27 protein-coding genes are annotated in these 24,735 nt (G+C 70.8%); 19 read left to right on the top strand and 8 right to left on the bottom strand.

The window, feature by feature from the left end:
* The first annotated feature begins 43 nt into the window (after positions 1-43).
* Genes J8J14_RS10465 through J8J14_RS10455 form a run of 3 tightly spaced genes read left to right on the top strand, consistent with a single transcriptional unit; the run spans position 44 to position 2,691 of the window.
* Positions 44-1,048, top strand: a complete 1,005-nt coding sequence (locus J8J14_RS10465) for an NAD(P)H-quinone oxidoreductase (RefSeq protein ID WP_209379444.1) — start codon at positions 44-46, stop codon at positions 1,046-1,048.
* A 10-nt stretch (positions 1,049-1,058) separates the two neighbouring features.
* Entirely contained in the window at positions 1,059-1,919 is an 861-nt protein-coding gene (locus J8J14_RS10460; RefSeq protein WP_209379443.1) for a DMT family transporter, read from the top strand.
* Positions 1,920-1,929: 10 nt separating this feature from the next.
* Positions 1,930-2,691 (top strand): alpha/beta fold hydrolase, encoded by a 762-nt coding sequence (locus J8J14_RS10455; RefSeq protein ID WP_209379442.1) that lies wholly within the window; start codon positions 1,930-1,932, stop codon positions 2,689-2,691.
* A gap of 85 nt (positions 2,692-2,776) precedes the next feature.
* On the opposite strand, the gene J8J14_RS10450 is transcribed toward J8J14_RS10455, so the two are convergent.
* Entirely contained in the window at positions 2,777-3,157 is a 381-nt protein-coding gene (locus J8J14_RS10450) for a hypothetical protein (protein ID WP_209379441.1), read from the bottom strand.
* A 342-nt stretch (positions 3,158-3,499) separates the two neighbouring features.
* Between J8J14_RS10450 and J8J14_RS10445 the strand changes: the two genes are divergently transcribed.
* Genes J8J14_RS10445 through J8J14_RS10430 form a run of 4 tightly spaced genes read left to right on the top strand, consistent with a single transcriptional unit; the run spans position 3,500 to position 5,482 of the window.
* A complete protein-coding gene (locus J8J14_RS10445; protein WP_209379440.1) occupies positions 3,500-3,982 on the top strand; it encodes a hypothetical protein in 483 nt (160 codons plus the stop codon).
* A complete protein-coding gene (locus J8J14_RS10440; RefSeq protein ID WP_209379439.1) occupies positions 3,979-4,383 on the top strand; it encodes a hypothetical protein in 405 nt (134 codons plus the stop codon). The genes J8J14_RS10445 and J8J14_RS10440 overlap by 4 nt, the downstream gene beginning before the upstream one ends.
* A gap of 60 nt (positions 4,384-4,443) precedes the next feature.
* A complete protein-coding gene (locus tag J8J14_RS10435; RefSeq protein WP_209379438.1) occupies positions 4,444-4,701 on the top strand; it encodes a hypothetical protein in 258 nt (85 codons plus the stop codon).
* Entirely contained in the window at positions 4,685-5,482 is a 798-nt protein-coding gene (locus J8J14_RS10430) for a sensor histidine kinase (protein ID WP_209379437.1), read from the top strand. The genes J8J14_RS10435 and J8J14_RS10430 overlap by 17 nt, the downstream gene beginning before the upstream one ends.
* 64 nt (positions 5,483-5,546) lie before the next feature.
* Here the strand turns inward: J8J14_RS10430 and J8J14_RS10425 are convergent, their stop codons facing one another.
* Together J8J14_RS10425 and J8J14_RS10420 are read right to left on the bottom strand one after the other, a co-directional pair.
* A complete protein-coding gene (locus tag J8J14_RS10425; RefSeq protein WP_209379436.1) occupies positions 5,547-6,191 on the bottom strand; it encodes a DNA-3-methyladenine glycosylase family protein in 645 nt (214 codons plus the stop codon).
* Between the two features lie 10 nt (positions 6,192-6,201).
* The gene (locus J8J14_RS10420; protein ID WP_209379435.1) at positions 6,202-7,605 is read right to left on the bottom strand and encodes an L-lactate permease; all 1,404 of its coding nucleotides are present in this window, start codon (positions 7,603-7,605) and stop codon (positions 6,202-6,204) included.
* Between the two features lie 139 nt (positions 7,606-7,744).
* On the opposite strand from J8J14_RS10420, the gene J8J14_RS10415 reads away from it, so the two are divergent.
* Genes J8J14_RS10415 through J8J14_RS10405 form a run of 3 tightly spaced genes read left to right on the top strand, consistent with a single transcriptional unit; the run spans position 7,745 to position 11,918 of the window.
* Positions 7,745-9,286, top strand: coding sequence for a glucan biosynthesis protein (locus tag J8J14_RS10415; protein ID WP_342452429.1), 1,542 nt, complete (start codon positions 7,745-7,747; stop codon positions 9,284-9,286).
* Complete coding sequence (mdoH, locus tag J8J14_RS10410; protein ID WP_209379434.1) at positions 9,262-11,415, top strand: glucans biosynthesis glucosyltransferase MdoH; 2,154 nt, start codon at positions 9,262-9,264, stop codon at positions 11,413-11,415. Before J8J14_RS10415 ends, mdoH begins: the two co-directional genes overlap by 25 nt.
* A complete protein-coding gene (locus J8J14_RS10405; RefSeq protein ID WP_209379433.1) occupies positions 11,412-11,918 on the top strand; it encodes a 2'-5' RNA ligase family protein in 507 nt (168 codons plus the stop codon). Before mdoH ends, J8J14_RS10405 begins: the two co-directional genes overlap by 4 nt.
* Before the next feature lie 6 nt (positions 11,919-11,924).
* On the opposite strand, the gene J8J14_RS10400 is transcribed toward J8J14_RS10405, so the two are convergent.
* Complete coding sequence (locus J8J14_RS10400) at positions 11,925-12,212, bottom strand: hypothetical protein (protein WP_209379432.1); 288 nt, start codon at positions 12,210-12,212, stop codon at positions 11,925-11,927.
* Positions 12,213-12,286: 74 nt separating this feature from the next.
* Entirely contained in the window at positions 12,287-13,447 is a 1,161-nt protein-coding gene (locus tag J8J14_RS10395; protein ID WP_209379431.1) for a M20/M25/M40 family metallo-hydrolase, read from the bottom strand.
* A gap of 123 nt (positions 13,448-13,570) precedes the next feature.
* On the opposite strand from J8J14_RS10395, the gene J8J14_RS10390 reads away from it, so the two are divergent.
* Positions 13,571-14,314, top strand: coding sequence for a hypothetical protein (locus tag J8J14_RS10390; RefSeq protein WP_209379430.1), 744 nt, complete (start codon positions 13,571-13,573; stop codon positions 14,312-14,314).
* A gap of 4 nt (positions 14,315-14,318) precedes the next feature.
* A complete protein-coding gene (locus J8J14_RS10385) occupies positions 14,319-15,053 on the top strand; it encodes an aspartate/glutamate racemase family protein (protein WP_209379429.1) in 735 nt (244 codons plus the stop codon).
* Between the two features lie 30 nt (positions 15,054-15,083).
* On the opposite strand, the gene J8J14_RS10380 is transcribed toward J8J14_RS10385, so the two are convergent.
* Positions 15,084-15,833 carry an alpha/beta hydrolase gene (locus J8J14_RS10380; RefSeq protein WP_209379428.1) on the bottom strand — a complete coding sequence of 250 codons (750 nt, stop codon included), beginning with the start codon at positions 15,831-15,833 and terminating at the stop codon, positions 15,084-15,086.
* Positions 15,834-15,991: 158 nt separating this feature from the next.
* Here J8J14_RS10380 and J8J14_RS10375 point away from each other — a divergent pair, with 158 nt between their 5' ends.
* The 5 genes from J8J14_RS10375 (at position 15,992) to J8J14_RS10355 (ending at position 20,992) form a co-directional block, all read left to right on the top strand.
* Positions 15,992-17,119 carry a glycosyltransferase family 4 protein gene (locus J8J14_RS10375; protein ID WP_209379427.1) on the top strand — a complete coding sequence of 376 codons (1,128 nt, stop codon included), beginning with the start codon at positions 15,992-15,994 and terminating at the stop codon, positions 17,117-17,119.
* On the top strand, positions 17,116-18,033 hold the full coding sequence (locus J8J14_RS10370) for a glycosyltransferase family 9 protein (protein WP_209379426.1): 918 nt from the start codon (positions 17,116-17,118) through the stop codon (positions 18,031-18,033). The genes J8J14_RS10375 and J8J14_RS10370 overlap by 4 nt, the downstream gene beginning before the upstream one ends.
* A gap of 113 nt (positions 18,034-18,146) precedes the next feature.
* Complete coding sequence (locus tag J8J14_RS10365) at positions 18,147-19,139, top strand: TRAP transporter substrate-binding protein (RefSeq protein ID WP_209379425.1); 993 nt, start codon at positions 18,147-18,149, stop codon at positions 19,137-19,139.
* Between the two features lie 7 nt (positions 19,140-19,146).
* Positions 19,147-19,686 (top strand): TRAP transporter small permease, encoded by a 540-nt coding sequence (locus tag J8J14_RS10360; protein ID WP_209379424.1) that lies wholly within the window; start codon positions 19,147-19,149, stop codon positions 19,684-19,686.
* Positions 19,687-19,690: 4 nt separating this feature from the next.
* Positions 19,691-20,992, top strand: a complete 1,302-nt coding sequence (locus tag J8J14_RS10355) for a TRAP transporter large permease (RefSeq protein ID WP_209379423.1) — start codon at positions 19,691-19,693, stop codon at positions 20,990-20,992.
* Between the two features lie 88 nt (positions 20,993-21,080).
* Here the strand turns inward: J8J14_RS10355 and J8J14_RS10350 are convergent, their stop codons facing one another.
* Positions 21,081-21,473, bottom strand: coding sequence for a hypothetical protein (locus J8J14_RS10350; RefSeq protein WP_209379422.1), 393 nt, complete (start codon positions 21,471-21,473; stop codon positions 21,081-21,083).
* Between the two features lie 143 nt (positions 21,474-21,616).
* On the opposite strand from J8J14_RS10350, the gene J8J14_RS10345 reads away from it, so the two are divergent.
* On the top strand, positions 21,617-22,894 hold the full coding sequence (locus tag J8J14_RS10345) for a TAXI family TRAP transporter solute-binding subunit (RefSeq protein WP_209379421.1): 1,278 nt from the start codon (positions 21,617-21,619) through the stop codon (positions 22,892-22,894).
* Positions 22,895-22,896: 2 nt separating this feature from the next.
* Positions 22,897-23,361, top strand: a complete 465-nt coding sequence (mscL, locus tag J8J14_RS10340; protein ID WP_209379420.1) for a large conductance mechanosensitive channel protein MscL — start codon at positions 22,897-22,899, stop codon at positions 23,359-23,361.
* Between the two features lie 14 nt (positions 23,362-23,375).
* Here mscL and J8J14_RS10335 read toward each other — a convergent pair whose 3' ends face one another.
* On the bottom strand, positions 23,376-24,662 hold the full coding sequence (locus tag J8J14_RS10335) for a DUF445 domain-containing protein (protein ID WP_245215635.1): 1,287 nt from the start codon (positions 24,660-24,662) through the stop codon (positions 23,376-23,378).
* Between the last annotated feature and the right edge of the window lie 73 nt (positions 24,663-24,735).

Below are 24,735 nucleotides of genomic sequence, written 5' to 3'. Positions count from 1 at the left end.
AGCCCCGGCGCCGACCTTCCGCGCCGCTGAGGAGGCCCGACCCATGCCGCAACTGCCCGAAACCATGACCTATGTCGCCCATGGCCAGGGCGGCGGGCCGGAGGTGCTGGTGCCGGCCAACGGCCCTGTGCCGCGCCCTGCGGCGGATGAGGTGCTGATCCGGGTGATGGCCGCCGGGGTGAACCGGCCTGATGTCCAGCAGCGCAAGGGCCTCTATCCCCCGCCGAAGGGCGCCAGCGCCGTGATCGGGCTGGAGGTGGCCGGGGAGGTGGTGGCCACCGGCGCCGAGGTCACGCGCTACCGCGCCGGCGACCGGGTCTGCGCCCTGACCAATGGCGGCGCCTATGCCGAATTCGCCGCCGCCCCCGCGGCGCAATGCCTGCCCTGGCCGGAGGGCTATGACGCCGTGCGCGCGGCCGCCCTGCCCGAAACCTATTTCACCGTCTGGGCCAATCTCTTCGGCCATGGACGGCTGGCGAGGGGCGAGACGGTGCTCGTGCATGGCGGCACCTCCGGCATCGGCTCCACCGCGCTCCAGCTCGCGCGTGAGTTCGGCGCGCAGGCCTATGCCACGGCGGGCAGCCCGGAGAAGGTGAAGGCATGCCTGGACTTCGGCGCCGAGGAGGCCTTCGACTACAAGACCCAGGACTTCGCCGAGGAAATGAAGCGCGCGACAGGCGGCAAGGGCGCCGATGTCGTGCTCGACATGGTCGGCGCCGCCTATTTCCAGCGGAACCTGCGGGTGCTGGGGATGGACGGGCGGCTGGTGATCATCGCGACGATGAGCGGGAACGAGGTGGAGAAGGCGGATATTCGCCCGATCATGCTGAAGCGCCTGGTGGTGACGGGCAGCACGATGCGCCCGCGGAGCACGGCGGAGAAGGGAGAGATCGCCCAGGCGCTGGAATCCAGGGTCTGGCCGGTCCTCTCGGCCGGGCGATGCGGTCCGCATGTCCACGCCACCTTCCCGCTGCATCAGGCGGCCGAGGCGCACCGGCTGATGGAGAGCAGCGCCCATATCGGCAAGATCGTGCTGACGCTGGGCTGAGGCCCGGCGGGTGAACCCGCGCGACCTCCGGCTGCTCGCCACGGCGGTCATTCTCTTCGGCGGCGTCTGGCCGATCACGAAGGATGCGCTTCAGCACGCCACGCCGGCTTGGTTCGCGGTGAGCCGCGCCGGGCTGGCCGCCATCACAACGGCCCTGGCCCTCATGGCCCTGAGGCGACTGAGGCTTCCGGGGGCGCGGGACTGGCCCACCGTGCTCGCGGTCGGCCTGCTGCAGCTCGGCGGCTTCTTCGCGCTCACGCACCTCGCCCTGGCCGTGCTGCCGGCGGGGCGGATCGCTGTCCTGTCCAACGTGACGATCTTCTGGCTCGTGCCGCTTTCCGTGCTCGTGCTCGGGGAACGGGTGTCGGCCAGCCGCTGGGCGGCGGCGGGGCTGGGGCTGGCCGGCGCGGTGGTGCTGGTCGGGCCCTGGTCCATGGAATGGTCGCGGCCCGGCGTGCTGGCCGGAAACGCGATGCTGATGGGCGCGGCGCTGCTCTGGAGCATTGCCATCATCGTCACCCGCCGCCTGCCGCCTTCGCGGCCCATGATGGAGCTGCTGCCCTTCTGCTTCGGGATCGGCACCATGCTGCTCCTGCCGCTCGCGCTTTTGCGGGAGCCGGCTGGGGGGATCGGATCGGGTGCCTGGCCGCATGCCGCCTTCATCGGCCTTGTGGCGGCCCCGATCGGCACCTGGAGCGTGATCGAGGCCGGGCGGCGCCTGCCCTCCACCGTGGCCTCGGTTGGGTTCATGTTCGTGCCCGTGCTTGGCGTCGCGGGCGGGGCAATCTGGCTGGGAGAGCCACTGAGTTGGGATCTTTGGCTGGGCGGGGCGCTGATCGCGGCAAGCGTCACCCTCGCCGTGCGCGGATAGGGAAGAGGTGATGATCCTCAACGCGGTGGAAATGGGCGAGGGGCGGCCGCTGGTGCTGCTGCACGGCCTCTTTGGCCAGGCGCGGAACTTCGGCGCGCTGCAGCGGCGGCTGGCCGCGGGCGGGCGCCGCGTGATCGCCCTCGACTTGCCGAATCACGGCTCCAGCCCCCATGTGCCGGTCCTCGACTACCGCTTCATGGCGCAGACCGTCGCGGAGGCGCTGGCCGCGCGGGGGATCACGCAGGCCGATGTGGTGGGCCACTCCATGGGCGGAAAGACTGCGATGATGCTGGCCCTCACCATGCCGCAGAGCATCGCGCGGCTGGTGATCGCGGACATCGCCCCCTATGCCTATCCGCCGCGCTGGACGGCGCTGATCGAAGCCATGCGCGCCGTGCCGGCCGGCGCCAGCCGGGCCGAGGCGGATGCCTTGCTGGCTCCGGTGGAAGAAGATGCCGGCGTGCGCGCCTTCATCCTCACCAGTCGCATGCCGGATGGCTCGGGCTGGCGCATCGGGCTGGAGGGGATCGCGGCCTCCATGGCCGAGATCATGGGGTGGTCGCCGCCGCAGGGAGCGTCCTTTGAAGGACCCACCCTCTTCGTCACGGGAGAGCTCTCAACCTATGTCCGGCCGGAGAACCGGCCGGCCATCCGCGAAATCTTCCCCGCGGTGCGCTTCGTCAGCATCAAGGATGCGGGGCACTGGCTCCATGCCGAGCAGCCTGATCGCTTCGCGGCAGTGCTGGAGAGCTTCTTTCCCGCCGCCGCATAGCGGGGCGAGAGGGCCCCGCAAGGCTATCCGAGCCGGCTAGGGCAGGCGTGCGGGGCAAGCCGCCGCGCGGCCGGGGCAACGCGGATCAGGTTTTCACCTCCGCCGCGTGCACGATCTGCGCGAATTCGGAGAATGCATCGTCCGCCCGCGAACTGAGGAGCTCCATCGCGCGGGGTGTAGGGCGCAGCAGCTTCAGCCGTCCGCGTTCGGAGGCGGCCAGCTCCGTCGTCAGGAAGCCGTCCCGCTCAAGGTCGGAGACGATCCGTGACAGGGTGGGGCCGCTCAGCAAGCCCTCCGCAAGCGTCACGAGGTCACGCAAAGCGATCCGCTCGCCACGAAACTCCGCCTGGATCACCTCCAGCGTCACCCAGAATGCCTCGCGAGCACGATGGGGCGGATCCTCGCCGAAGATTTCCCGCAATGCCGAGAACTGGCGCCTGAGAGCAAGCAGGTGAAGCGCGGCCACTGCCTCAACGGCACGGCCGGCGCTGGCACCCTGGCTTTCAGGAGGGGAATCGGATTCACACATATCAAGGCGCAGATAGGGCGGCTCACGAAGAAAGGAAAGGTAGCCCAAGCACTTACCGCCGGTCTGGGGCGCACCTGTACAACCTGAAATCTTTCAAGCTCGTTGGCGCGCACGGCGTGATTACAACCTATCCATTTCCACAGCGTCATGGTCGAAAGTTCTTGTTCATTCTGAACGAACCCGCCTACAAAGACGCGTGAGGTAACGCCGTATCAGCGCGAAGTTACCAGCTGGCGCTGAAACTGTTGCGTGCTGCGTCTGGCAAAGGGATCTGGACTGATGAGGATCAATTCCGAGGCGAATAGGGAAGAAGTCAAAGTAACGGTTGCTGCCACATCCACCCCTGCGGTCCATGGCTCCCACGATTTGTTTATAACATGGGTTAATCGTCCGTGGGTGACGAAGGCTTGGCCCGGTGTCGCCGTTCCTATGCCCGGGATGATGGAGCAGGCGCTCGATGCCTGCCACTCGGTCGTGAAGGCCAACCAAGCCGCGGCCGCCGCCATGGGCGATACCCTCCTGCGGCAGCAGGAGATCACCTTCGGCCTGGCCCGGGCAGCGCTCGATGCTCTTCCCCGCACGACCGCGGATCTCGGTCTGGATGCCCAGCAGGCGTCCTGGACGAAGATGATGAAGGGCTACACCCAGGCCTGTAACCAGGGCCTGGCGGCTGGCCGGGCTGTCGCCGAAGCCGCCTTGAACTCGCTGAACGCCGCACCCGACGAGGCGAATGGCGGGCGTACGGAGGCGCAGAACCCGTGATCGAGAGCTTTCTGCTGGGTGCAGGCGGAACCGGCCGGGATCCTCTTGCATCCGAAGGGCTCCGCGTCGGTGCCCTGCTCGACCTGCACCCGAATGGCCGGAGCGGCGTAGAGGTGCGCGCGCAGGACGGGCGCCCGCTCGGACGGCTGCCCTCAGAGGATGCCCAGCTGGTCGCGGAGCTGCTCGGCCAGGGTGCCATTGCCTCGGCGCGCGTGCGGGGACTGATACCGGCCTTCGGTCGCTCCCGGGTGCAGATCGCCATCGAGGTGGAAGCCAAGGCGGCGCGGCACCAGTCGTTGGGAGATGCGCCTTACGGACGGTCCGGTTTCCACGACACCGGCGACGAATTCCTGGCCGCCGGCATCTTCGAATGCGGGCCCCCCTGCGGGACCCGTGCCTGATCGAGCATCCACCATGCCGTCCGGCGCGGCGCAGGACGGCATGCAGCAGGGAAAGGTGCGATGAAACTGAAAGATGATCCCGATGCCCGTGCATGCTGGCTGCGCCGCGAGCAAGCCAAGGCCGAGCGGGAGCGGTGCAAGGCCCTGAGCCGCAAGCATCAGCCGGCCGTCATCGATGCCGGCCAGATCTGGAGCTTCGCAGCGCGCTACCTGAACGCCCGTGCCGCGCTCTGCGAGGAGCAGGCCGCGCGGCTCGCCGAAATCCGGTTGGACCGCCAGCCTAAGGAGGGGAGCGGAAAGCATGCCCTGGTTCATTGAGTATGAGCCGCCCCGGAGCTTCCCCGCGCTGCTGGCGAACCTGCCGATGAGCGGGGACCGGGCGAACCGTCCCGACGCGCGCGGCGCGGAAGCTCCGGCCGAGCCGGCCGCCTACTCGAAGCGCAGCAAGGCGGAGCTGTGCAGGATGCTGGCGGAACGGGACGCGGTGCTGGCCGAGCATGACCTGCTCATGCGCGAGGCGAGCCACCGCGTGAAGAACAGCCTTCATCTCCTCGTCAGCGCGCTGCGCATGCAGGCCTCGCGCTGCACGGCTCAGCGCGACGAGGCCGACTACCTGATCCGCGCAAGCCAACGCATCAAGTCCGTGGCGCTGGTGCACGACTCGCTGCACCGCTCAACCAGGGGCACGCATATCGAGTTCGGGGCCTATCTCCGCTCGCTCTGCGCCGATCTGGAGGACTCCATGGCACTGCTTCCGGGGCAGCGGATCCGCGTGACGGCCGAGGAGGGCCATATCCCCGACGAGAGGGCGATCCGCCTGGGGCTGATCGCGAGCGAGCTTGTCACCAATGCCCTCAAGCACGGCTGTTCCGCCGAAGGGGGAGACATCGAGGTGGGCTTCGCCAGGATTTCGGAGGATAGCTTCGCGCTCTCGGTCGCCGATCATGGGACGGGGATCTCGGACTCTTTCGACCCGACGAAGAGCGCCGGTCTGGGGATGCGGCTCGTGAACGTCCTCACCCAGGCGCTCGGCGCGGAGTTGCGTTTCGAGAGGACCTCACCCGGCACGTGCTTCGTGGTCACCCTGCCCGCGGACTGAGCGGGCGCCGCCCACCGGGGGGCGCCGGGGGCAAGCTGGGAGGGAGGGCTGCCTCGGCCGCACCTCAAAGTGCGGCCGGAGCCTTGAAGCGGCCCTCCTTGCTCAGGTCGGCCGCGCGCCAGAGATACCATGCGGCGGCGGAGCGGAACGGGGCCCAGGCCTGGCCGATGGCGGCCAGTTCCTTTGGCTTCGGCTGCGCCTCCAGCCCCGCGGCGATGCGATAGCCCTCGCGCACGCCGAAATCATCCACCGGCAGGATGTCCGGCCTCCCCAGGGTGAAGATCAGCAGCATCTCCACGGTCCAGCGGCCCACGCCGCGCAGCGCCACCAGCCGCTCGATCAGCGCCTCGTCCGAAAGCCGGGCGGCGGCGCGGCGCGTGGGCACCCAGCCCGCCGCCGCCTTCTGCGCGATATCGAGGATGGCGGCCTGCTTGGCCCCGGAGAATCCGCAGGCCCGCAACGCGCCCTCGGGCAGGGCGAGCACCTGAGTCGGGGAGGGGAAGGGGGCGTGGGGCACCTGCGCGATGAGGCGGTTCAGCATCGCCTCCGCCGCGCGCCCATGCACCTGCTGGTGCGCGATGGCGCGCAGCAGCGCCTCATAGGGTTCGCGGTCCTTCACCGGCTTCAGCCGCATCGGGCCGACCTGGGCGATGACGGGACCGAGGACGGGATCGGCGGCGAGATGCTGGCGGGCGGCGCGGGCGCTCATGCCCATGGCATTACGCCAGGCCGCGCAGGACCGCCACGGTCGCCCAGCCGATCAGCGGCACCGCGATGATCAGCGGCAGAACGGCGCGCCAGATCGCGGGCGGGCGCGTGCCATCGGCGAGCAGGCCGCAGATCAGTGCCGTGGCTGCGAAGGAGAAGCTGGCCCCCGCGCTGCCGGCGGAGTTGTTCAGCCCCGGGGCGAGCCAGGGCGGCAGCCCCGCCGCGATGCCGAGGCTCGCCTGGAGCGGCATCATGGCCGAGGCCGCGCCGACATTGCTGCCCGTGACCACGCCGCCCAGCATGCCCAGCGGCGGGATGGCATAGGGAGCCAGCGGCCCCAGCCCTGCCGCGATCGCATGGGCCAGGGCGGCCGCGACTCCCGAGCCCGCAATCCACCGGCCGAGCAGCACATAGAGCATCATCGCCATCCCGGGGCGGCGCATCCGCGTCAATGTCTCGTGCAGCCGGGCCAGGGCGTCGGCGCGGAAGGCCAGGAAGAGAAGGGAGACGGCCCAGAGCACGACCGCCACATGGGTGACCGGCAGTGCCGGCAGCCCGGGAAAGGGCTGCCAGGCCGGCGCGGCGTGCCAGGAGCGGGCGAGGAGCAGGCACAGGGTAAGCAGCGCCCAGGGGCCGATCATGGAGAGGGCGCGTTCCCATCCCTGCGCATCCCGCGGCGGGGCGAACCACCAGAGCGCTGGCAGCAGCACGGCGCCCGAGGCGACAAGGCCGACCGTCTCGGCCGGCAGGAAGCGAGCGCCGAGCAGAACCAGCGCCGCCAGCGCCAGCTGCAGGCCAAACTGCACCAGCCGCTCCCGCGCGGGAACGGGCAGGCCGGCGCGGCGCAGCAGCGACCAGAGGACGGGCGGCGCGACAAGAAGCCACGCGGAATGCGGGATCGCCGTGACGAGGGAAGTTTCCGCCAGAGGCCGCCCGGCCAGGGCCGCACCCAGCGCCAGGCCAGGCCCCAGCCCGCCCCAGGGCGCCAGCCACATGGAAAGGACGGCCATGCCCCCCGCCGGCACCCCCGTGATGCCCATGCTGCGCAGCCCGCCCAGCGTGACCACTGCCCCGACACCGAAGCCTGTGACGCTTTCCACGAAGGAGCCGGCGAGAATGGTGAGATAGGCGCGCCGCGGCGAGGGCGGCACCGGCCCGCCTGCCCGCGGCGCCGCCACGAGGCTGAAAAGCAGCCCGCCCGAGAGGATGGCGACCGGAAGCGCACCGAGATAGGCAGCGCGCGCCGTCTCACTGGCCAGGAACCGGGACAGGGTGAGCTCTGGCGGCAGGACCGTGGCAATTCCTGGAAGCGAGGCGGTCAGGGCAATGAGGCAGGCCGGCGCCGGCGCCACCCGTCCCGAGCCGAGCAGGGTCAGCAGCAGCAGCAGCGGCAGGGCCTGCAGGAAGGTGTCCATAGGTGGTCGCTTAACCCCTTCGCCGGTGCCTGGCGCGACACGGCGTGCCCATTTTGCGATGCAATACGCAACCATTCAGCCGCGGCCCGTTCTACGCCCGACGCCTTACACAGGTTAAGGCGACCCGATGGAGAATCCCGTGAAGCGCCGCGCCCTGATCACCGGGTTGATGATGGCCGGGCTTATGCCAACCATTCCCGGCAGCCTCTCCGACCGCGCTGAGGCGGCGGATGATCCCGTGCGCCCCTTCGACGACACCACCGTGCGCCGCATGGCCCGCGAGATGGCAACGAAGCCCTTCTCCCCGCCGGACGAGCGGCTGCCTGGCCCGCTGTCAGATCTCAGCTACGACGCCTACCGGCGCATCCAGTACGATGCGGGGCGCTCCCTTTGGCGCCCGGAGGGGCTGCCTTTCCAGATGCAGCCCTTCCACCGGGGTTTCCTGTTCCGGCCCCGCGTGCCCCTGTTCGAGGTGGCGAATGGCCGGGCGGCGCCTATCCGCTACGACGCCTCGGCCTTCTCACTGGGTGATCTCGGGGTGTCCGTCCCCGACGACCTCGGCTTCGCCGGCTTCCGGCTTACCCACCCGCTGAACCGCCCGGATCATTTCGACGAGGTGGCGGCCTTCGTCGGCGCCTCCTATTTCCGGGCCATCGGGCAGGGGCATGTCTATGGCCTTTCGGCCCGCGGGCTGGCCATCGCCACGGCGGAGCGCGGCGGGGAGGAATTCCCGATCTTCCGTGCCTTCTGGCTGCAGCGCCCGCAGGCGCAGGGCAATTCCATGGTGGTGCACGCGCTGCTCGACAGCCCGAGCACCACGGGAGCCTACCGTTTCACCATCCGCCCCGGCGCGGACACGGTCTTCGACGTGGAATCCGTCCTCTATCCCCGCGTGGACATGCCGACGGCGGGGATCGCGCCGCTGACCAGCATGTTCCTGCTCTCCCCTCTCGACCGGCTGGGGACGGACGACTACCGCACCGCCGTGCATGACTCCGACGGGCTGATGCTCTCCACGGGGCGTGGCGAGGCGGTGTGGCGCCCGCTGGCCAATCCGCGCGAATTGCAGGTCAGCGTCTTCGCGGATGCCAATCCGCGCGGCTTCGGGCTGATGCAGCGCCGGCGCTCCTTCCGCGACTACAACGACCTGGAGGCGCGCTATGACCGCCGCCCGGGTTGCTGGGTGGAGCCGATCGGCGATTGGGGCGAGGGCGCGGTGCACCTCGTGGAGATCCCGACGAAGGAGGAAATCCACGACAACATCGCCGCCTTCTGGCGGCCACGCACCCCGCTGCGCGCTGGGCAGGAATACAGCTTCGTCTATCGCCTGCACTGGGCGAGCGCTGCCGCATTCCCCGGAGGCGGCCGCCCGCCGCCGGCGCAGTTCGAGGAGGCAAGCCAGGGCGCTAAGCTCGGAACGGCGGGCGCACGGCTCTTCGTGCTGGAGGCGAAGGGCGGCCGCCTGGGTGCCCTGCCCGAAGGCGCAAAGCCCGTGCTGGACGTCTCCGCCAGCGTGGGTCGCGTGCTGAACCCGCTGCTCCAGCGCAACGAGGAAACGGGCGCCTGGCGCGCGAGCTTCGAGCTGGTGCCCGGCAATGAGCGGCTGATCGAGCTGCGCGCGCTGCTGCGCGACGAGGGAGGGCCGTTGTCCGAGACATGGCTTTTCCGCTGGACACCTTGATTCCGCCCCATGGCGTCTTCCTCCCGGCCATGCCGGAGGAGGCGCCGCTGGCCATGCCCGTGCAGGATTTCAGGGAGAAGCCGGGCCGCGCGCCCCGCCCCGGAACCTCGCCGCGGCTGATCTGGTTGCGCCGCGCCCTGGTGTTCGGCGCGGCTCTCCTCCTGACGATCATCGGCGCGCGTGAGATGGCGCTGGTGCTGGATGTGGATTCGGTGTTGCAGCCCGGCATGGTGGTGCTGGTGCTCTTCGTGCCGCTCTTCGCCTGGATCGCGCTCTCCTTCGTGAGCAGCCTCTGCGGCGTAGCAAGCGTGGTGGCGCGCGGTGGAAGGGGGCTGGGCATCGACCCGGCGGCTCCCCTGCCGCGGCTCGCCACGCGCTCCGCCCTGCTGATGCCTGTGTACAACGAGGACCCGCGCCGCGTGCTCGCCGGGCTGGAGGCGATGCATGAGGCGCTGCGCGAGGCGGGGGCGGCGCGGCATTTCGACGTTTTCATCCTGAGCGACACCACGGATCCCGATGCCTGGGCGCGGGAGGAGGAGGCTTTCCTGGCGCTGCGGGCGCGGGCCGGGGATGAGGCACGCATCTTTTACCGGCGACGCCCGAAGAACACGGACCGCAAGGCCGGCAACATCGCCGACTGGGTGCGCCGCCATGGCGCCGCCTATCCCTGCTTCCTCATCCTGGACGCGGATAGCGTGATGTCGGCCGAGGCGCTGATCCGCATGGCCGCGGCCATGGAGGCCCATCCGCGCGTCGGGCTGATCCAGAGCCTGCCGGTGATCGTCAATGGCCGCTCCCTCTTCGCGCGGATGCAGCAATTCGCCGGACGGCTCTACGGCCCGGTGATCGCGCATGGGATCGCCTTCTGGCATGGCGCGGAGGGCAATTACTGGGGCCACAACGCGATGATCCGCACGGAGGCCTTTGCCTCCGCCGCCGGGCTGCCGCATCTCCCCGGCCGCAAGCCCTTCGGCGGTACGGTCATGAGCCATGACTTTGTCGAGGCGGCGCTGATGCGCCGGCGTGGCTGGGCCATCCATTTCATCCCCGCCCTGCCCGGAAGCTATGAGGAAAGCCCACCCGCCCTTTCGGATCTGGCGATCCGGGACCGGCGCTGGTGCCAGGGCAATCTCCAGCACCTGGCCGTGCTGCCGGCACGTGGGCTGCACCCGATTTCCCGCTCGCACCTGCTTGTCGGCATCGGCTCCTACATCACCGCTCCGATGTGGCTGGCCTTCCTGATCTGCGGCGTGCTGCTCGCGTTGCAGGCGCGCTTCGTGCTTCCCGTGTATTTCCCGCAGGGGCCGACCCTGTTCCCGGATTGGCCGGTGGTGGATCCGGTGCGCGCGAAATGGGTGTTCATCGCCACCATGGGGCTTCTGCTCCTGCCCAAGGTGCTCGCCTGGGGCGCCATGCTGCTGGACCGGAGCTGGCGCCGCGGGCATGGCGGCGCGCTTCCCTCGCTCGTCAGCGTGCTGGTCGAAACGGTGCTGGCAGGGCTGTTGGCGCCGGTGACGATGCTGACGCAGTCGGTGGACGTGGTTTCCATCCTCCGCGGCAAGGATTCGGGCTGGTCGGCGCAGACACGGGACGATGGCAGCCTGCCGCTGCGCGCCGTGGCGCGGCTCTACTGGCGGCACACGGCCTTCGGCATTGCCTTCGGCATCGCCGCCTTCCTTGTCTCGCCCTACCTCGCGGCCTGGATGTCGCCCGTGGTCATCGGCCTTGCAATGGCCATCCCCCTGGCCGCCTGGACGGCGCGGCGCGGCGCCGGGCAGGCGCTTCGCCGGGCGGGCCTCCTGCTGATCCCGGAGGAGCGCAGCCCACCCTCCATCCTCCGTCGCACGCTGGAACTGCGTGCCGAATGGGACGCGATGGCACCGGAAGGCGAGGCCGTGGCACGTTTGCGCGCCAATCCCGCGCTGCTCGGCGCCCATCGCGCCATGCTGCCGGCCCCGGCGCCCTCCAGCCCAGATCGGCTGGACGTGAATCTCGTGCTCGGCCTGGCGCGGGTCCGGGCCTCGGCGGATCTCGGCCAGGCGCTGGCCTCCCTCTCCCGCGCGGAGAAGGCGGCCCTGCTGGCCGACCCGACAGGGCTGGACGCCTTGCTGGACCTGCCCGTGCGATGACGGCGCCGCTGATCCTGAGCCTTGGCTTCGATCCCGCATCCTTCGCACGGCTCGATGGATTGCGGCGGGCACATTTCCCCGCCGATCGCAACCTGATCCCCGCCCACCTGACCCTGTTCCACGCCCTTCCAGGCGAGGCGCGGGAGGAGATCGAGGCGAATCTCGCTACCGCCACCGCGGGGACCGCGCCCGTGGCCTTGCGCATGGCGGGGCTGCGCCCGCTCGGGCGTGGGGTGGCGATCGAGGTGGAAGCCCCGGCCTTGGCTGCCCTGCGCCGCCTGCTGGCGCAGCACTGGGCGGGCTGGCTGACGCGGCAGGATGCGCAGGGCTGGCGGCCGCATGTCACCATCCAGAACAAGGTCGCGCCCGAGGCGGCGCGATCCCTGCTGGACGAGCTGGCCCAGGACTTCACCCCATGGGAGGCGCGGGGCGAGGCCCTGCTTCTCTGGCACTATCGCGGTGGCCCCTGGGAAGAAGCCGCGGCTTTTCCCTTCCTGGGCTAGGCCGGCTCAGCGCCCGGCGCTGGAGCGCCGGCGCGGAGGCTGGCGCGGCTGACCCGTGGCGCCCTGCACCTGGGCGGCGGCGGAACGGCGGCGGATCGCCTCGCTCCGTGTCATCGGGCGGCCCATCTGGGAGAATTCCGAGCTCGTGGCCTGTCCGGCGGACCAGCCGGGCCGCGATACCGCGCCGGAGGTGCCGCCCACGGGCGCGGCACTCACCGGCGCCTGGGCAAGGGCCTGGGTCGCCCCCAGCATGCCGCTGATTGCGAAAAGGGTAAGGGCGAGGCGCTGTTTCATGGGCGAATCCATCGGGTGGGAGCGGCCCATGAGTCATGCGCCGCGCCGCCCGATGCAAGCTCTGTCGCGCTTTTCTAGACGCGCGCCAGGAGTCCGGCGAGAAGCCTGGCGCGGGGCACCAGCGAATCCTCGCGGATATACTCCCCGAGCGTGTGATAGCCCCCGCCGAGCACGCCGAGCCCATCCAGGGTCGGCACCCCCATGGCGCCGGTGAAGTTGCCGTCCGAGCCGCCGCCGGCGCTTTCATGCCCCATCGTGAAGCCGATCCGGGCGGCAAGGGCGCGCGCCTGTTCATAGAGCGCCATGACGGGCGCATCGGCTTCCCAGACCGGGCGTGTGACGCCGCGCCGGACCTCCAGGGAAACATCGGTGGCGGAGGAGCCGAGGGCGAGCATCCGCCGCACCGCCTCGTCCAGGTCGGACTGGCGCTTGGCCATGCTCAGCGCCTCCGCGTCGCAATGCGTGGCGACGCAGTTCACCCACTGGCCGCCATGGATCACCCCGACGGAATAGGTGGCGGCCTCGGTCGTCATGCCCTCGATGGCGAGGATCTGGCGGCACATCTCGCGGATCGCGGAGCGGCCATCGGAAAGCCGTGCGCCCGCATGGCTGGGCCGGCCGGTGGTGCGCAGGTTGAAGCGCGCGATGGCGTAGCGCCCCGTCACCACGCCACCCATGGGCGAATCGCCCTCCGGCCGGCCGGGCTCGGGCACCAGCACCACGGCATGGCGGGATGCCTCCGCCTCGATCAGGTCGCGGGTGGAGGGGGTGCCGACCTCCTCGTCCGGGGTCAGCAGCACGGTGACCGGGCGGGATGTGGCGATGCCGGCCCTGGCCAGTTCGCGGATCGCCTCGATGGCCAGCAGCGTGCCGCCCTTCATGTCGCAGATGCCGGGGCCGTAGCAGCGCCCGTCCTCGCGCCGGAAGGGCAGGGCCTGAAGGGTTCCCACGGGGTGCACCGTGTCCAGATGGGCCAGCACCAGGATGCCCGGCACCTCCCCGGCCGGGTGGGGGAAGCGGGCGCGCACGCAGCCGCCGAAGCCCATGCGGCCCGGGATGCGCTCGATCCGTGCGCCCATCATGGCCAGGTCCCGCGCGGCCAGGTCCATCATCCTGTCCACCGCGGCGGCATCGAAGGTAGGGCTCTCGCATTCCACCCAGGGCCGCAGGCGGGACAGGATCGTGTCCGTGTCGAAGGGCAGGTCCAGGGCGGGAATGGCGGGCAGGGCATCCATGGGCGCGTTCCTCGGCAATGATCGGCCCGGACAGCCTGCGCGATCGGGCCGGGCTGGTGAAGGCTTGGTGATGAACCCGATGCGCTTTGGCGGCGCCTGCGCCCCTGGGCTATGCCGGGCGGGATGAGCGATCCCCTGAATATTACCCCGCGCCGCCTCGTGCCCCTGATCGGCCCGATCCTCTGGCTTCCCGGGGAGCTGGCGCCGAGCGACCAGATGATCCCGCTCGGCGCGGAGCATGCGGCGGAGCTGGAGGCGGCGCGGCGCGCCGATGCGGCCGGCCTGCCCTGCGATCCGATGCCGCGGCTGGACACCCTGGTCGGGGAGTTGCGGTCCCGGCTGGACCATGGGCGGGGCTTCGCGCTGATGCGCGGCCTGCCGCCCGGGGAGGAGCCGGGGGCGGCGGCGGAGGTGCTGGCGCGGCGCCTCGGCACCATCGTGCCCGCCCTGCCGGATTCCGGCAGCCGGCATGTGGAGGCCTGCGACGCGCTTCTCCTGCGCGTGGCGGCGCCCGGCACGGCGCGGCTGCGCTCCGCTGCCGCCATCCATAATGCGCTGCTGCGGTCGGACCGGGCGGGGCTGGCTGCCTTGTATGAGGGCCGGGGCGAGCCCGCCGTGCCGGTCTTCTCGCATGAGGGCGGCATCTTCGCCGCGCGCTGGGATGATGCGGCCCTGCCGCCGGACCGGATACCGGCCGCGCTGGAGGAGGCGATGGGCGAGGCGCTGACGCTGAGTCTCCGGCCCGGCGACATTCTCGCCCTCAATCCCTTCCTCGTCTGGGCGGACCGCATTCCGGCCGTGGTCGCAGTGGCCGTCCGCGAGACACCCTCGCGCCTGGACAGCGGCGCCTTGGCCGCGCTTCGGTAGCCCTATGCGAATCCTGGTCGCGAACGCGAACACCACCGAGGCCATCACCGGGCGCTGCGCGGATGCGGCGCGCGGAGCGGCCTCCCCGGGGGTGGAGATCGTGCCGGGCACGCCGCGTTTCGGCCCGGCGGTGATCTCATCGGTTCTCGAGAACGCGGTGGCGGCCCATGGCCTGCTGGACCTGCTCGCGGAGCATGCGGGGCAGGTGGACGCGGTGCTTCTCGCCGTTTCGCTCGACACCGCGCTGGAGGCGGCCCGCCAACTCATGCCCTGCCCGGTGGTGGGGATGACCGAGGCGGCCTGCCTCACCGCCTGCATGCTCGGCAACCGCTTCGGGCTGGTGACCTTTGGCCAGACCGAGGGCTATCGGCAGCTGGTCGCGCATCACGGGCTTGCCGGGCGCTGCTCCGGGCTGCTGGGCGTGGATTTCACCCCGCAGTGCGCGCTGGCGGACCCCGAGGGCGCGCTTCGCGTGGTGGCGCAGGGCGTGGCGCGGCTGGTGGAGGGGGGCGCCGACAGCGTCGTGCTCGGCGGCGCGGCGCTGGCGGGGATGGAGCCGGAACTTCGCGGCGCTGCCCCGGTGCCGCTGCTTGACGGGATCGTCTGCGGCATCCGCATGGCCGAAATGCTGGCCGGGCTGAAGCCGCCCAAGCCCGCCACCGGCCCCGCCGCCCCGCTGCGGGGGCGGGACTCCACGGGCCTCTCCCCGGCGCTGGCGCGGCTGTTGCGCGGCGAATGAACCGCGCCTTCGCACAGGGACCGCCAGGGACTAGAGCGGAAGTGCCTCGAGGGTGCGGGTCAGCAATCCCAGGTCCTGCGGCCGGGAGAGGCGGTGGTCGCCGTCCTTGATAAGCGTGAGCTCGGCATCCGGGCCGGGCAGGGCCTCCATGATGCGCAGCGCATGGCGCCAGGGCACGTCCGGGTCCGCCATGCCCTGCAGCAGCCGCACCGGGCCCCCATAGGGGATGGGGCCGGGCAGGAGCAGCTGGTTCCGGCCTTCGGTCAGCAGGCGCAGGGTGATGGGGATGGGCTCGCCATATTCGGAAGGGCGGCGGAGCACGCCGTCGCGGGCGAGGATGGCGCGATCCGCCTCGGTGAATTCCTGCGGCATCAATGCCTCGGTGAAGTCGGGCGCGGCGGCGATGCCGATGAACGCGCGCACGCGCCCGGCGCCCCAGCGCCGGGCGAGAAGAAGGGCGATCCAGCCGCCCATGGAGGACCCGACCAGCACCACGGGGCCCGGTGCCCTGGCCTCGATCACCAGGGCCGCGTCATCGGCCCAGGCGCCGATCGTTCCCGCCTCGAACTCGCCGCCGCTGGCGCCGTGGCCGGAGTAATCCAGCCGCAGGAAGGCGCGGCCCGTTCCGGCGCAATGGTCGCGCAGGTGAAGGGCCTTGGATCCCTCCATGTCCGAGCGGAAGCCGCCGAGGAAGACGATGGTGGGGCCGGTGCCGGGCAGGGCGGCCCAGGCGAGGGCCACGCCATCGGGGCGGGGGAGGGTGCCGCGGATCTCGTTCATGGGGGCTGGCCTAGCCGCTTCCGCCGGGCCGGCACAAGCTGGACCACCCGGCCCGCCGTCACGGCCACGGCCTATCTGCGGGAGCGGCTGGAGGCCACCTGCGCAAGCCGGCCGGCCCCGGCGTGACGAGTCCGGCCGCGCCCTGTAAGGGGCGGCCCATGTCTCATCCGCCTCCCACCATCCTGCAGGTGCTGCCCGCCCTCGGCCAGGGCGGGGTGGAGCGCGGAACCGTCGAGATTGCCCGTGCCCTGGTGGATGCTGGCGGGAAGGCCCTTGTCGCCTCAGCCGGTGGGCCGATGGTGGCGGAGCTGGAGGCCGCCGGGGCACGGCACGTCACTCTGCCGCTGGACCGGAAGACCCCTTCCGCCCTGCTGTCCAATGCAGGGGCGCTCGCGCGGCTGGCGCGGGCCGAGGACGTGCGGATCATCCATGCCCGCAGCCGCTTTCCCGCCTGGTCCGCGCTCATGGCGGCCCGGCGGGCCGGCACCCGCTTCGTGACCACCTATCACGGCAGCTACAACGAGGACTTCCCAGGCAAGCGCCTCTACAACTCCGTCATGGCGCGTGGCGAGCGCGTGATCGCGATCAGCGAGCACATCGCCGCGCTGGTGCGGGAGCGGCACGGTGTGGCGCCAGCGCGGCTGCGCGTGATCCCGCGCGGGGTCGATCCGGCGCGCTTCGACCCGGAGATTATCGAGCCTGCGCACCTGGAGGCGCTTCGGCGGGCCTGGGATCTGCCCGAGGGCCGCCCGGTGCTGCTGCTGCCGGGGCGGCTGACGCGCTGGAAAGGCCAGGCGGTGCTGCTGCAGGCTGCCGGGATGCTGGATGGGCCGCGCCCGGTGGTCGTCCTGGCCGGCGATGCGCAGGGACGCGAGGCCTACCGCGCCGAGTTGGAAGCCCTGGCCGACATGACGGGCACGACGCTGCGCATGCCAGGCCCCGTGGCGGATATGCCGGCCGCGCTCGCCCTCGCCGACCTGGTGGTGCATGCCAGCACCGATGCCGAGGCCTTCGGCCGGACCATCGTGGAGGCACAGGCCATGCGCCGCCCCGTGATCGCCTCCGATCTCGGCGCCCCGCGGGAGACGGTGGAGGAGGGGGTGACGGGATGGCGCGTGCCGCCGGGGGATGCCGCCGGGCTGGCCCGGGCGATCACCCACGCCCTTTCCCTGCCGGCCGATGCCAGGGCGGCGATGGGGGAGGCGGCACGCGCCGCCGTGCTCGCGCGCTACACCACCCGCGCCATGCAGGACGCCACGCTGGCCGTGTACCGGGAATTGGCATGACGGCGCGGATCCTTGTCATCAAGCTCGCGGCGCTCGGTGATTTCGTGCAGGCCTTCGGGCCCTTCGCCGCGATCCGCGCGCATCACCCGGAGGCGGAGATCACGCTGCTCACCACGCCGCCTTTCGCCGAACTGGCGCGGCGGAGCCCATGGTTCGACCGGGTCTGGGAGAATGGCCGCCCGCGCCGGCTTGACTGGTGGGCCGGCCTTTCCCTGCTGCGGCAATTGCGGACCGCGCGCTTCGACCGTGTCTATGACCTGCAGACCTCCTCCCGATCCTCCCGCTACCGGCTGTTCACCGGGAGCCGGCCGGAGTGGTCCGGCATCGCCTGGGGCGCGAGCCACCCGCATGCCAATCCGGAGCGGGACAGCATGCACACGGTGGAGCGCCAGCGGGACCAGCTTCGCATGGCGGGGATCGCGGCTTTCCCCCAGCCGGATCTCTCATGGCTGGATGCCGATCTGGCGGCGTTCGGGCTGCCAGCCCGCTTCGCCCTGCTGGTGCCGGGCGCCAGCCCCTCCCGCCCCGGCAAGCGCTGGCCTGGCTTTCCGGCCCTCGCAAGCCGGCTCGGGATGCCCTGCGTCATCGCTGGCGGACCCTCGGAGGCGCCGCTGGCCCGGGCCATCCGCGAGGCGGCGCCCGACGCGCTGGACCTGACGGGGCGCACCAGCCTGTTCCAGCTTGCCGCGATCGCCCGCCGGGCGGCCCTGGCCGTGGGGAATGACACAGGGCCCACTCATCTCGCGGCTGCGGCGGGCTGCCCCACCCTCGCGCTCTTCGGCCCCGAGAGCGACCCTGCGCTTTGCGGCCCGCGCGGCGCGGTGGTGGAAGTTCTGCGGCATGATCCGCTTGCGGCGCTTGCGCCCGATCCGGTGGCAGAATCCGCCCTGCGTCTCGCCCAGGTGGCGCGATAGGGTGCAGTGGTGGCCAGTGCGGCAGGGGCAGGGCGCCGTTCCGCCCTTGCGCCCGGCCTTCGCTGGTGCCGATGATGCCCCTGGAATCGCATCAGACGAGGCGGAGCAGGGCTATGGTCTTCACCCGACGGAACCTCTTCGCGGCCGGAGCCGCCGGCACGGCAGGGCTGGCGGGCATGGGCCCTGCCCGCGCCCAGGGCGCGCGCTGGCAATTCGCCACGCCCTACCAGGATACGAATTTCCACACCAAGAACGTCCGGGCCTTCGTGGAGGACATCCAGAAGGCCACCAACGGCGCGCTCCAGGTGCAGCTCCACACCAATGGCTCGCTTCTCCCCATGCCGCAGATCAAGCGCGGCGTGCAGCAGGGCCAGGTGCAGCTGGGGGAGATCCTGCTCTCCGCCTACGGGAACGAGGACCCCTTCTTCGAGGTGGACGGGGTGCCCCTGCTGGCACCGAGCTTCGAGGCCGCGGTGAAGCTTGCGCAGCTCGCCCGCCCCTATGTGGAGGCGCGCTTCCAGCGCACGGGGCTTTCCATCCTCTACAACGTGCCCTGGCCGCCCGGCGGCTTCTACACCAATGCCCCGGTCGAGAACCTTGAGGCGCTGCGCGGCTCGCGCTTCCGCACCTTCAACACCATGACCAACCGCTTCGCCACGCTGATCGGCGCAAGCCCGACGCTGGTGCAGGCGAGCGAAGTGCCGCAGGCCTTCGCGACGGGCGTCATCAACGCGATGGTCACGAGCGCCGCCACGGGTGTGGACACCCAGGCCTGGGACTACTGCAAGGTCTTCACCCCGGTGAACTTCACCTACACCAACAACATCGTCTTCGTCCGCCGGCGCGATTTCGAGGCGCTGCCGGCAGCCCAGCGCAGCGCCGTGACCGAGGCCGCGAACGCCGCCCAGGCGCGCGGGCTGGAGATGGCGCGCGCCGCCGAGAAGGAGGCGCAGGACACGCTGGCCGCGCGCGGGCTGAAGATCGAGCAGCCGAGCCAGGCTTTGAAGGAAGGGCTGAACCGGATCAGCGCCACCATGACCGATGAATGGGCCGCGAAGGCTGGCGAGGACGGGAAGAAGCTGGTCGAATCCTACCGCGCCGGCTGAGCGCCCGGTGTTGCTCAGGCGTGGGCTGGACGCCCTTTACAAGCTGGGCGCGGCCATGGCCGCGCTCTCCCTTCTCGGGATCTTTCTGGTCATGATCGCGCAGGTCGGCCTGCGTTTCTTCGGGCTGCATCTGCCGGGTGCGGACGACATCAGCGCCTATCTGTGCGTCTCCACGGCCTTCCTCGCCCTCGCCCTCACCTTCCGCCGGGGCGAGCTGATCCGGGTGGGGCTGCTGGTGGAGAACGTGCCGGCGGGGCCGCGGCGTGTGCTGGAGGTGATGGCGCTCTCCGCGGCCGCCATGGCCTGTGCCTATGCGCTCTGGTGGCTGGTGGATGATGTCCTCTTCTCGCTGGAAATCGAGGATGTTGCGCAGGGGGAGCTGCCGGTCCCGCTCTGGATACCGAAGCTCGCCATGCCTATCGGCGCCTCCATCCTGCTGATCGCCGTGCTGGAGGAACTGGTCACCGTGCTGCGCGGCGGCACGCCGAGCTATGTGCTCGCCGCCCAGGCCCGGGCGGCGCGCGGTGACTACTCGGTCGAGGGATAGGCCCATGGGCATGCTGGAACTTTCGGGCCTCCTCTTCCTCCTGCTCGTCCTCTTCCTGGCGGGCGGTCTCTGGATCGGGATGAGCCTCGCCGCGGTTGGCTTCGTCGCCATCACCTTCGTGCATCCCCAGCCCGGCACCTTCCTGGCATCCGCGCTCTGGGAATCGACGGGATCATGGACGCTTGCCGCGCTGCCGATGTTCGTGTGGATGGGCGAGATCCTGTTCCGCACGCGCCTTTCGCAGGAGCTGTTCAACGGGCTGTCGCCGTGGGTGCGGCGCATCCCCGGGCAGCTGCTGCATGTGAACATCCTGGCCTGCGGCATCTTCGGCTCCGTCTCGGGCTCATCCGCGGCCACCTGCGCCACGGTTTCCAAGATCGCGCTGCCGGAGCTACAGCGTCGCGGCTATGACCAGGATGTCGCGATCGGAAGCCTCGCCACCGCGGGCACGCTGGGCATCCTCATCCCACCATCCATCATCATGGTGGTTTACGCCGTCTCGGCCGAGGTCTCGATCATCCGCGTCTTCCTCGCGGGCTGTATCCCGGGCCTGCTGGTGATGGGCCTGTTCAGCCTCTACATCGCAACCTGGGCATTGCTGAATCCGCGCAAGCAGCCGATGCCGGAGCCTCGCCTGAGCATGGCGGAGAAGCTGCGGCGTTCCTCGCAGCTCGTTCCCTGCGCGCTGCTGATCATGGCCGTAGTCGGCTCCATGATCTTCGGCTGGGCCACGGCGACGGAAGCGGCGGGTTTCGGGGTGCTGGGCTCCCTGGCGCTCGCGGCGATCACGCGCTGCCTGACCTGGGAGAGCTTCCGCGACAGCCTTACCGGCGCCACGCGCCTGTCCTGCATGATCATGTTCATCCTGGCCGGAGCGGCCTACCTGACGAAGGCGATGGCGCTGACCGGAATCCCGGGCGCGCTCGCCGCGGGAGTCGCGGCGCTGGATCTGGGTCCCTTCGGGCTGATTGCCATGCTGACGGTGATCTACATCATGCTCGGCACGGCCCTGGACGGCGTCTCCATGATCGTCCTGACCACTTCGATCGTCGTGCCCATGGTGCAGCAGGCCGGGTTCGATCTCGTATGGTTCGGCATCTTCATCGTGCTGCTGGTGGAGATTGCGCAGGTGACGCCGCCTGTGGGGTTCAACCTGTTCGTCATGCAGGCGCAGACTGGGCGGGAGCAGACGGCAGTGGCCTGGGCGGCCCTGCCTTTCTTCCTCATGCTGGTGGCAGCGGTGGCCATCATCACGGTCTGGCCGCAGATCGCGACCTGGCTGCCGGATGCCTTGCTGAACCGTTGAGGTGCGGCGCAAAGCCCGCCCATCTCACGGGGAGCGCCGCCGGATCTCTCCGGCGGCGCTCATCGTCGAAGCCGCAGCCGGCTTCCGTTTACTGAACGGCGCGCAGCGAGCCGTCCGGCATGCGCTCGAACACGCCGCCGCCGCCCATGTAGACGCTTTCGGAGGAGGCGCTCGCGCGGCGCTGCTGGCGCATGTCGCGGCGCATTGCCCGGCGCTCGCCGCGCGTGGCGTGGCGGCCGCTGTGCATACGGTGGTGCTGGCCCATGCGGGCACCGGAGCGGGTGGAGGAGCCGGAATAGGCAGTGCGCCCGTTCGGCATGACGCTGCTGTTCTCCACCGCGCCACGCTGCGTGGAGCCGCCCGGCAGCGAGGCGCCCGGCGGGATCATGTCGCTTTGCGCCTGGGCATGCGCCACCGAGCCGGCGCCCATGAACGCCGTGAAGGCGAAGGCCGCCGCAAGAAGCGCGAATTTGCGGGACATCGATGTCTCCTGTTCGGTCTGGGTCCGGTGTGGGCCGGCGCGGCCGACATGCGGATCGGAAACGCAACGTGGCGCCGCCGCATCGGTTGCAGGCGTCCTCCTCGGCAGCGGCAACCCTCTCCGGGGCGCGTCGTTGCGAAGGCATGTGGCAAGCCATCAAAGCCCTTCTGCGCTCCTGGGGCCTCGTGCTCATCGCGACCCTCGTGGGACTCGCCATCGCGTGGCGCTTCGTCTCCCCCGCACCGCCCGACACGGTGCGCTTCGCCGTTTCGGACAACCCGCGCGCCGCCTACACCCTTGCCGTGGAGGCATATGCGAAGGGCCTGGAGGCGGAAGACTTCAAGGTGGAGCGCGTGCCCACCCAGGGCTCGGTCGAGAACATCCGCCTGCTGCGTGAGGGCCGGGTGGATCTTGCGCTCGTGCAGGGCGGCGTGCCCAGCGCGGCCGGGAAGGAACGACTCGTCTCGCTGGGACAGGTTTTCTTCGAGCCGGCCTGGGTGTTCGTGCGGCGCCTGCCAGAAGGCGGCAGCCCCGTACAGGCGTTGCGCGGGCAGCGCGTGGCGGTCGGGCCGGAGGGCAGCGGCACGCGGGTCCTGGCCCTGGCGCTGCTGCAGGCGAACGGCCTGGGCGCGGAGGCCATCCAGCCCGTCCCCCTGGCCGGGAACGAGGCGGCGGAGGCGCTGGCGGCCGGGCAGATCCAGGCCGCGATCCTTGTCGCCGCCCGCCCCAACGAGGCGATCAACCGGCTGATCCGGACCCCTGGATTCGATTTGCTGAACTTCGCGTCGCGCGCCGATGCCTATGCCACGCATATCCCCTATCTCACCCCGGTGCGCCTGCCCAATGGCAGCATCAGCCTGCAGGAGGACCTTCCGCGGGGCGACGTGGTCCTGATGGCGCCGGCGGCATCGCTGCTGGCGCGGGATGACCTGAACCCGCAGGTCGCGGCGCTGATGATGCGGATCCTGCGGGACACGCATAAGGGCCGCACGCTCTTTGCCCCGGAAGGGCGCTTCCCCTCCGGCCTGAATCCCGAGGTTCCGCTGCAGCAGGACGCGCAACGCTTCTACGACTCCGGCGTGCCCTTCCTGCAGACCTATCTGCCCTTCTGGGCGGCGGTAACGGTGGAGCGGCTCTGGGTGCTGCTGATCCCGCTCGTCACCCTGCTGCTGCCGCTCGCCCGCATCGCGCCGCCCATCTACACATGGCAGATCGAGCGCCGGATCTGGAATGTCTACAGCAAGGTGCGGAAGGTGGAGGAGGAGAGCGCGACGGGCCTTTCCATCCAGACCGCGGCGAAGCTCGATGCGCTGGACAAGGAGGCGGCCGAGCTCAACCTGCCCGACAGCTATGCCGACCGGGTCTATGAGCTGCGGCGCCACATCGCCTGGCTGCGCCAGCAAAAGACGGAGCTCGCCTGAGCATGGATCTGCAAGCGCCCCGCTGGCTCAACGACTTCAAGGCTTTTGTCGCACGCGGCAACGTGGTGGACCTCGCGGTCGGCGTGGTCATCGGCGCGGCCTTCACCACGGTGGTGAACAGCGTGGTGGAGGACCTGCTGAACCCGCTGATCGGTCTGCTGGTGGGCGGGATTGATTTTTCGAACCTGTTCGTCGTGCTCTCGGGGGAGCGCGGGCCCTCGCTGGACGCGACGCGGCAATCCGGCGCGGCGGTGCTGGCCATCGGCCGCTTTATCAACGCGGTCATCAAGTTCGCCATCGTGGCTTTCGCCATCTTCTGGCTCGTCCGGCTCGTGCGCCGGCTCTATGTCGCGCCGGAAGTGGTGGTGGGGCCCACGCGGGACCAGGTGCTTCTGCAAGAGATCCGGGACGAGCTCCGCGCCGCGCGCGGGGTGGCGGAGGATGCCTCCGCGCCGCGCCCGGGCTGAGCGCGGCGCGCCCTTCAGAAGGCCACATGCCCGAACAGGGCGTGAAGCAGCGCGAAGAGCACGCCGCCGGCAAGGGCGCCGACCACCGTGCCGTTGATCCGCACATATTGCAGGTCCCGGCCCACGCGCAGCTCGATCTTGTCCACGACCGTCGCCGTGTCCCATCCCGCCACCACCTCCCCGATGAAGGAGGCGATGCGGCCCTGGGCGGCAGGAAGTACCGTGAGCAGCGTGGTCTCGATGAATCGGTCCACCCGCGCGCGGGCCGCCTCGTCCTGCTCCAGCAGGTCGCCCAGGTTGGAGAGGAAGCCCGCGAGAAGGGTCACCGTCCGCCCCTCGGGCCGGGCGGCATCGGCCTCCAGCGCCGTGCGAAGCCTTGCCCACGCATCAAGGAGCCAGGCCGAGACGGCGGGATGGGCCAGGGCGCCCCGCAGCGCAGCGCCGATAGCCTCGGCGCGGGCCGGATCGGTCTCCAGCTTGTCGATCTCGGCATGGACCCAGGTTTCGAACGCGGCGCGCAGTTCGCTGTCATCCGGCTCCATCTTGTCCAGCTCGGCGTTCAGCGCCGTCAGGACGCGGCGTGCCACGGCGGCGCCGGCCACCCATCCCACCAGCGCCCCGCCCTCGGCCCGCACGCGCTGGGAGATGGCGGATTTCAGGCTCTCCTCCTTCGCCGCGACCAGCACCTTGATCTGGGAGAGCGCCAGGCCGAACACGTCCTGGTGCCGGCCGCCTTCCACCAGCAGGCGCAGCGCGCGGGCGACGAGGCGCGCGGCGGCGGGGCCGGACACCATGCGGGGCAGCAGCCGCAGAAGCATCCGCCTGGCCCGCGCATCCTCCAGGCTGCGCAGGATGCGGGGCAGGGAGGCCGCCAGCGCCTCCGCGGCGGGGCGGACCTGCGCCGGGTCGGACAGGAACCGGCGGAGCAGGGCGGGGGCGTCGATCCGCCCGGCCACCCGCCGCACCTCCGCCTCGGTCAGCACATGGTTGGCCACGAAGCGGCCCAGGCCCTGGCCGAGCCGGGCTTTCTGCTGGGGGATGATGGCCGTGTGGGGGATGGGCAGGCCCAGCGGATGGCGGAACAGGGCGGTGACGGCGAACCAGTCCGCCAGGCCACCCACGAGCCCGGCCTTGGCCGAGGCCTGGAGCAGGTTGGTCCAGTAGCCCGGCGGCAGGGCATAGGAACCCAGGGTGACGCCGGCCATGCCGGCGAGCAGGCCGGTGGCCAGGGCCTTGTGCCGGGCCAGGCGGGCGCGCAGTTCGGCTTCGTCGGAACCAGGGGGGACCGGAGGGGGGGACATGTGCATCGTGCCGGGGAGAGTGGCGATGCGCGGGTGGCTTCTCCAGGCCTGGGGCGTTGAAGATACGGAGCCC

The organism is Pararoseomonas baculiformis (assembly GCF_017813395.1).
Classification (GTDB): Bacteria; Pseudomonadota; Alphaproteobacteria; order Acetobacterales; family Acetobacteraceae; genus Roseomonas; species Roseomonas baculiformis.
Note: the sequence above shows the minus strand (reverse complement) of the source record. Positions and strands in the feature narration are given on the sequence as shown.

Coding starts and splice junctions, on each gene's coding strand:
- J8J14_RS10455 (WP_209379442.1), top strand. CDS start 1,930: ATGATCCTCAACGCGGTGGAAATGGGCGAGGGGCGGCCGCTGGTGCTG.
- mscL (WP_209379420.1), top strand. CDS start 22,897: ATGGATCTGCAAGCGCCCCGCTGGCTCAACGACTTCAAGGCTTTTGTC.
- J8J14_RS10370 (WP_209379426.1), top strand. CDS start 17,116: ATGACGGCGCGGATCCTTGTCATCAAGCTCGCGGCGCTCGGTGATTTC.
- J8J14_RS10395 (WP_209379431.1), bottom strand. CDS start 13,447: ATGGATGCCCTGCCCGCCATTCCCGCCCTGGACCTGCCCTTCGACACG.
- J8J14_RS10430 (WP_209379437.1), top strand. CDS start 4,685: ATGCCCTGGTTCATTGAGTATGAGCCGCCCCGGAGCTTCCCCGCGCTG.
- J8J14_RS10425 (WP_209379436.1), bottom strand. CDS start 6,191: ATGAGCGCCCGCGCCGCCCGCCAGCATCTCGCCGCCGATCCCGTCCTC.
- J8J14_RS10400 (WP_209379432.1), bottom strand. CDS start 12,212: ATGAAACAGCGCCTCGCCCTTACCCTTTTCGCAATCAGCGGCATGCTG.
- J8J14_RS10445 (WP_209379440.1), top strand. CDS start 3,500: ATGAGGATCAATTCCGAGGCGAATAGGGAAGAAGTCAAAGTAACGGTT.
- J8J14_RS10355 (WP_209379423.1), top strand. CDS start 19,691: ATGGGCATGCTGGAACTTTCGGGCCTCCTCTTCCTCCTGCTCGTCCTC.
- J8J14_RS10385 (WP_209379429.1), top strand. CDS start 14,319: ATGCGAATCCTGGTCGCGAACGCGAACACCACCGAGGCCATCACCGGG.
- J8J14_RS10465 (WP_209379444.1), top strand. CDS start 44: ATGCCGCAACTGCCCGAAACCATGACCTATGTCGCCCATGGCCAGGGC.
- J8J14_RS10435 (WP_209379438.1), top strand. CDS start 4,444: ATGAAACTGAAAGATGATCCCGATGCCCGTGCATGCTGGCTGCGCCGC.
- J8J14_RS10420 (WP_209379435.1), bottom strand. CDS start 7,605: ATGGACACCTTCCTGCAGGCCCTGCCGCTGCTGCTGCTGCTGACCCTG.
- J8J14_RS10390 (WP_209379430.1), top strand. CDS start 13,571: ATGAGCGATCCCCTGAATATTACCCCGCGCCGCCTCGTGCCCCTGATC.
- J8J14_RS10405 (WP_209379433.1), top strand. CDS start 11,412: ATGACGGCGCCGCTGATCCTGAGCCTTGGCTTCGATCCCGCATCCTTC.
- J8J14_RS10350 (WP_209379422.1), bottom strand. CDS start 21,473: ATGTCCCGCAAATTCGCGCTTCTTGCGGCGGCCTTCGCCTTCACGGCG.
- mdoH (WP_209379434.1), top strand. CDS start 9,262: ATGGCTTTTCCGCTGGACACCTTGATTCCGCCCCATGGCGTCTTCCTC.
- J8J14_RS10380 (WP_209379428.1), bottom strand. CDS start 15,833: ATGAACGAGATCCGCGGCACCCTCCCCCGCCCCGATGGCGTGGCCCTC.
- J8J14_RS10365 (WP_209379425.1), top strand. CDS start 18,147: ATGGTCTTCACCCGACGGAACCTCTTCGCGGCCGGAGCCGCCGGCACG.
- J8J14_RS10335 (WP_245215635.1), bottom strand. CDS start 24,662: ATGTCCCCCCCTCCGGTCCCCCCTGGTTCCGACGAAGCCGAACTGCGC.
- J8J14_RS10345 (WP_209379421.1), top strand. CDS start 21,617: ATGTGGCAAGCCATCAAAGCCCTTCTGCGCTCCTGGGGCCTCGTGCTC.
- J8J14_RS10375 (WP_209379427.1), top strand. CDS start 15,992: ATGTCTCATCCGCCTCCCACCATCCTGCAGGTGCTGCCCGCCCTCGGC.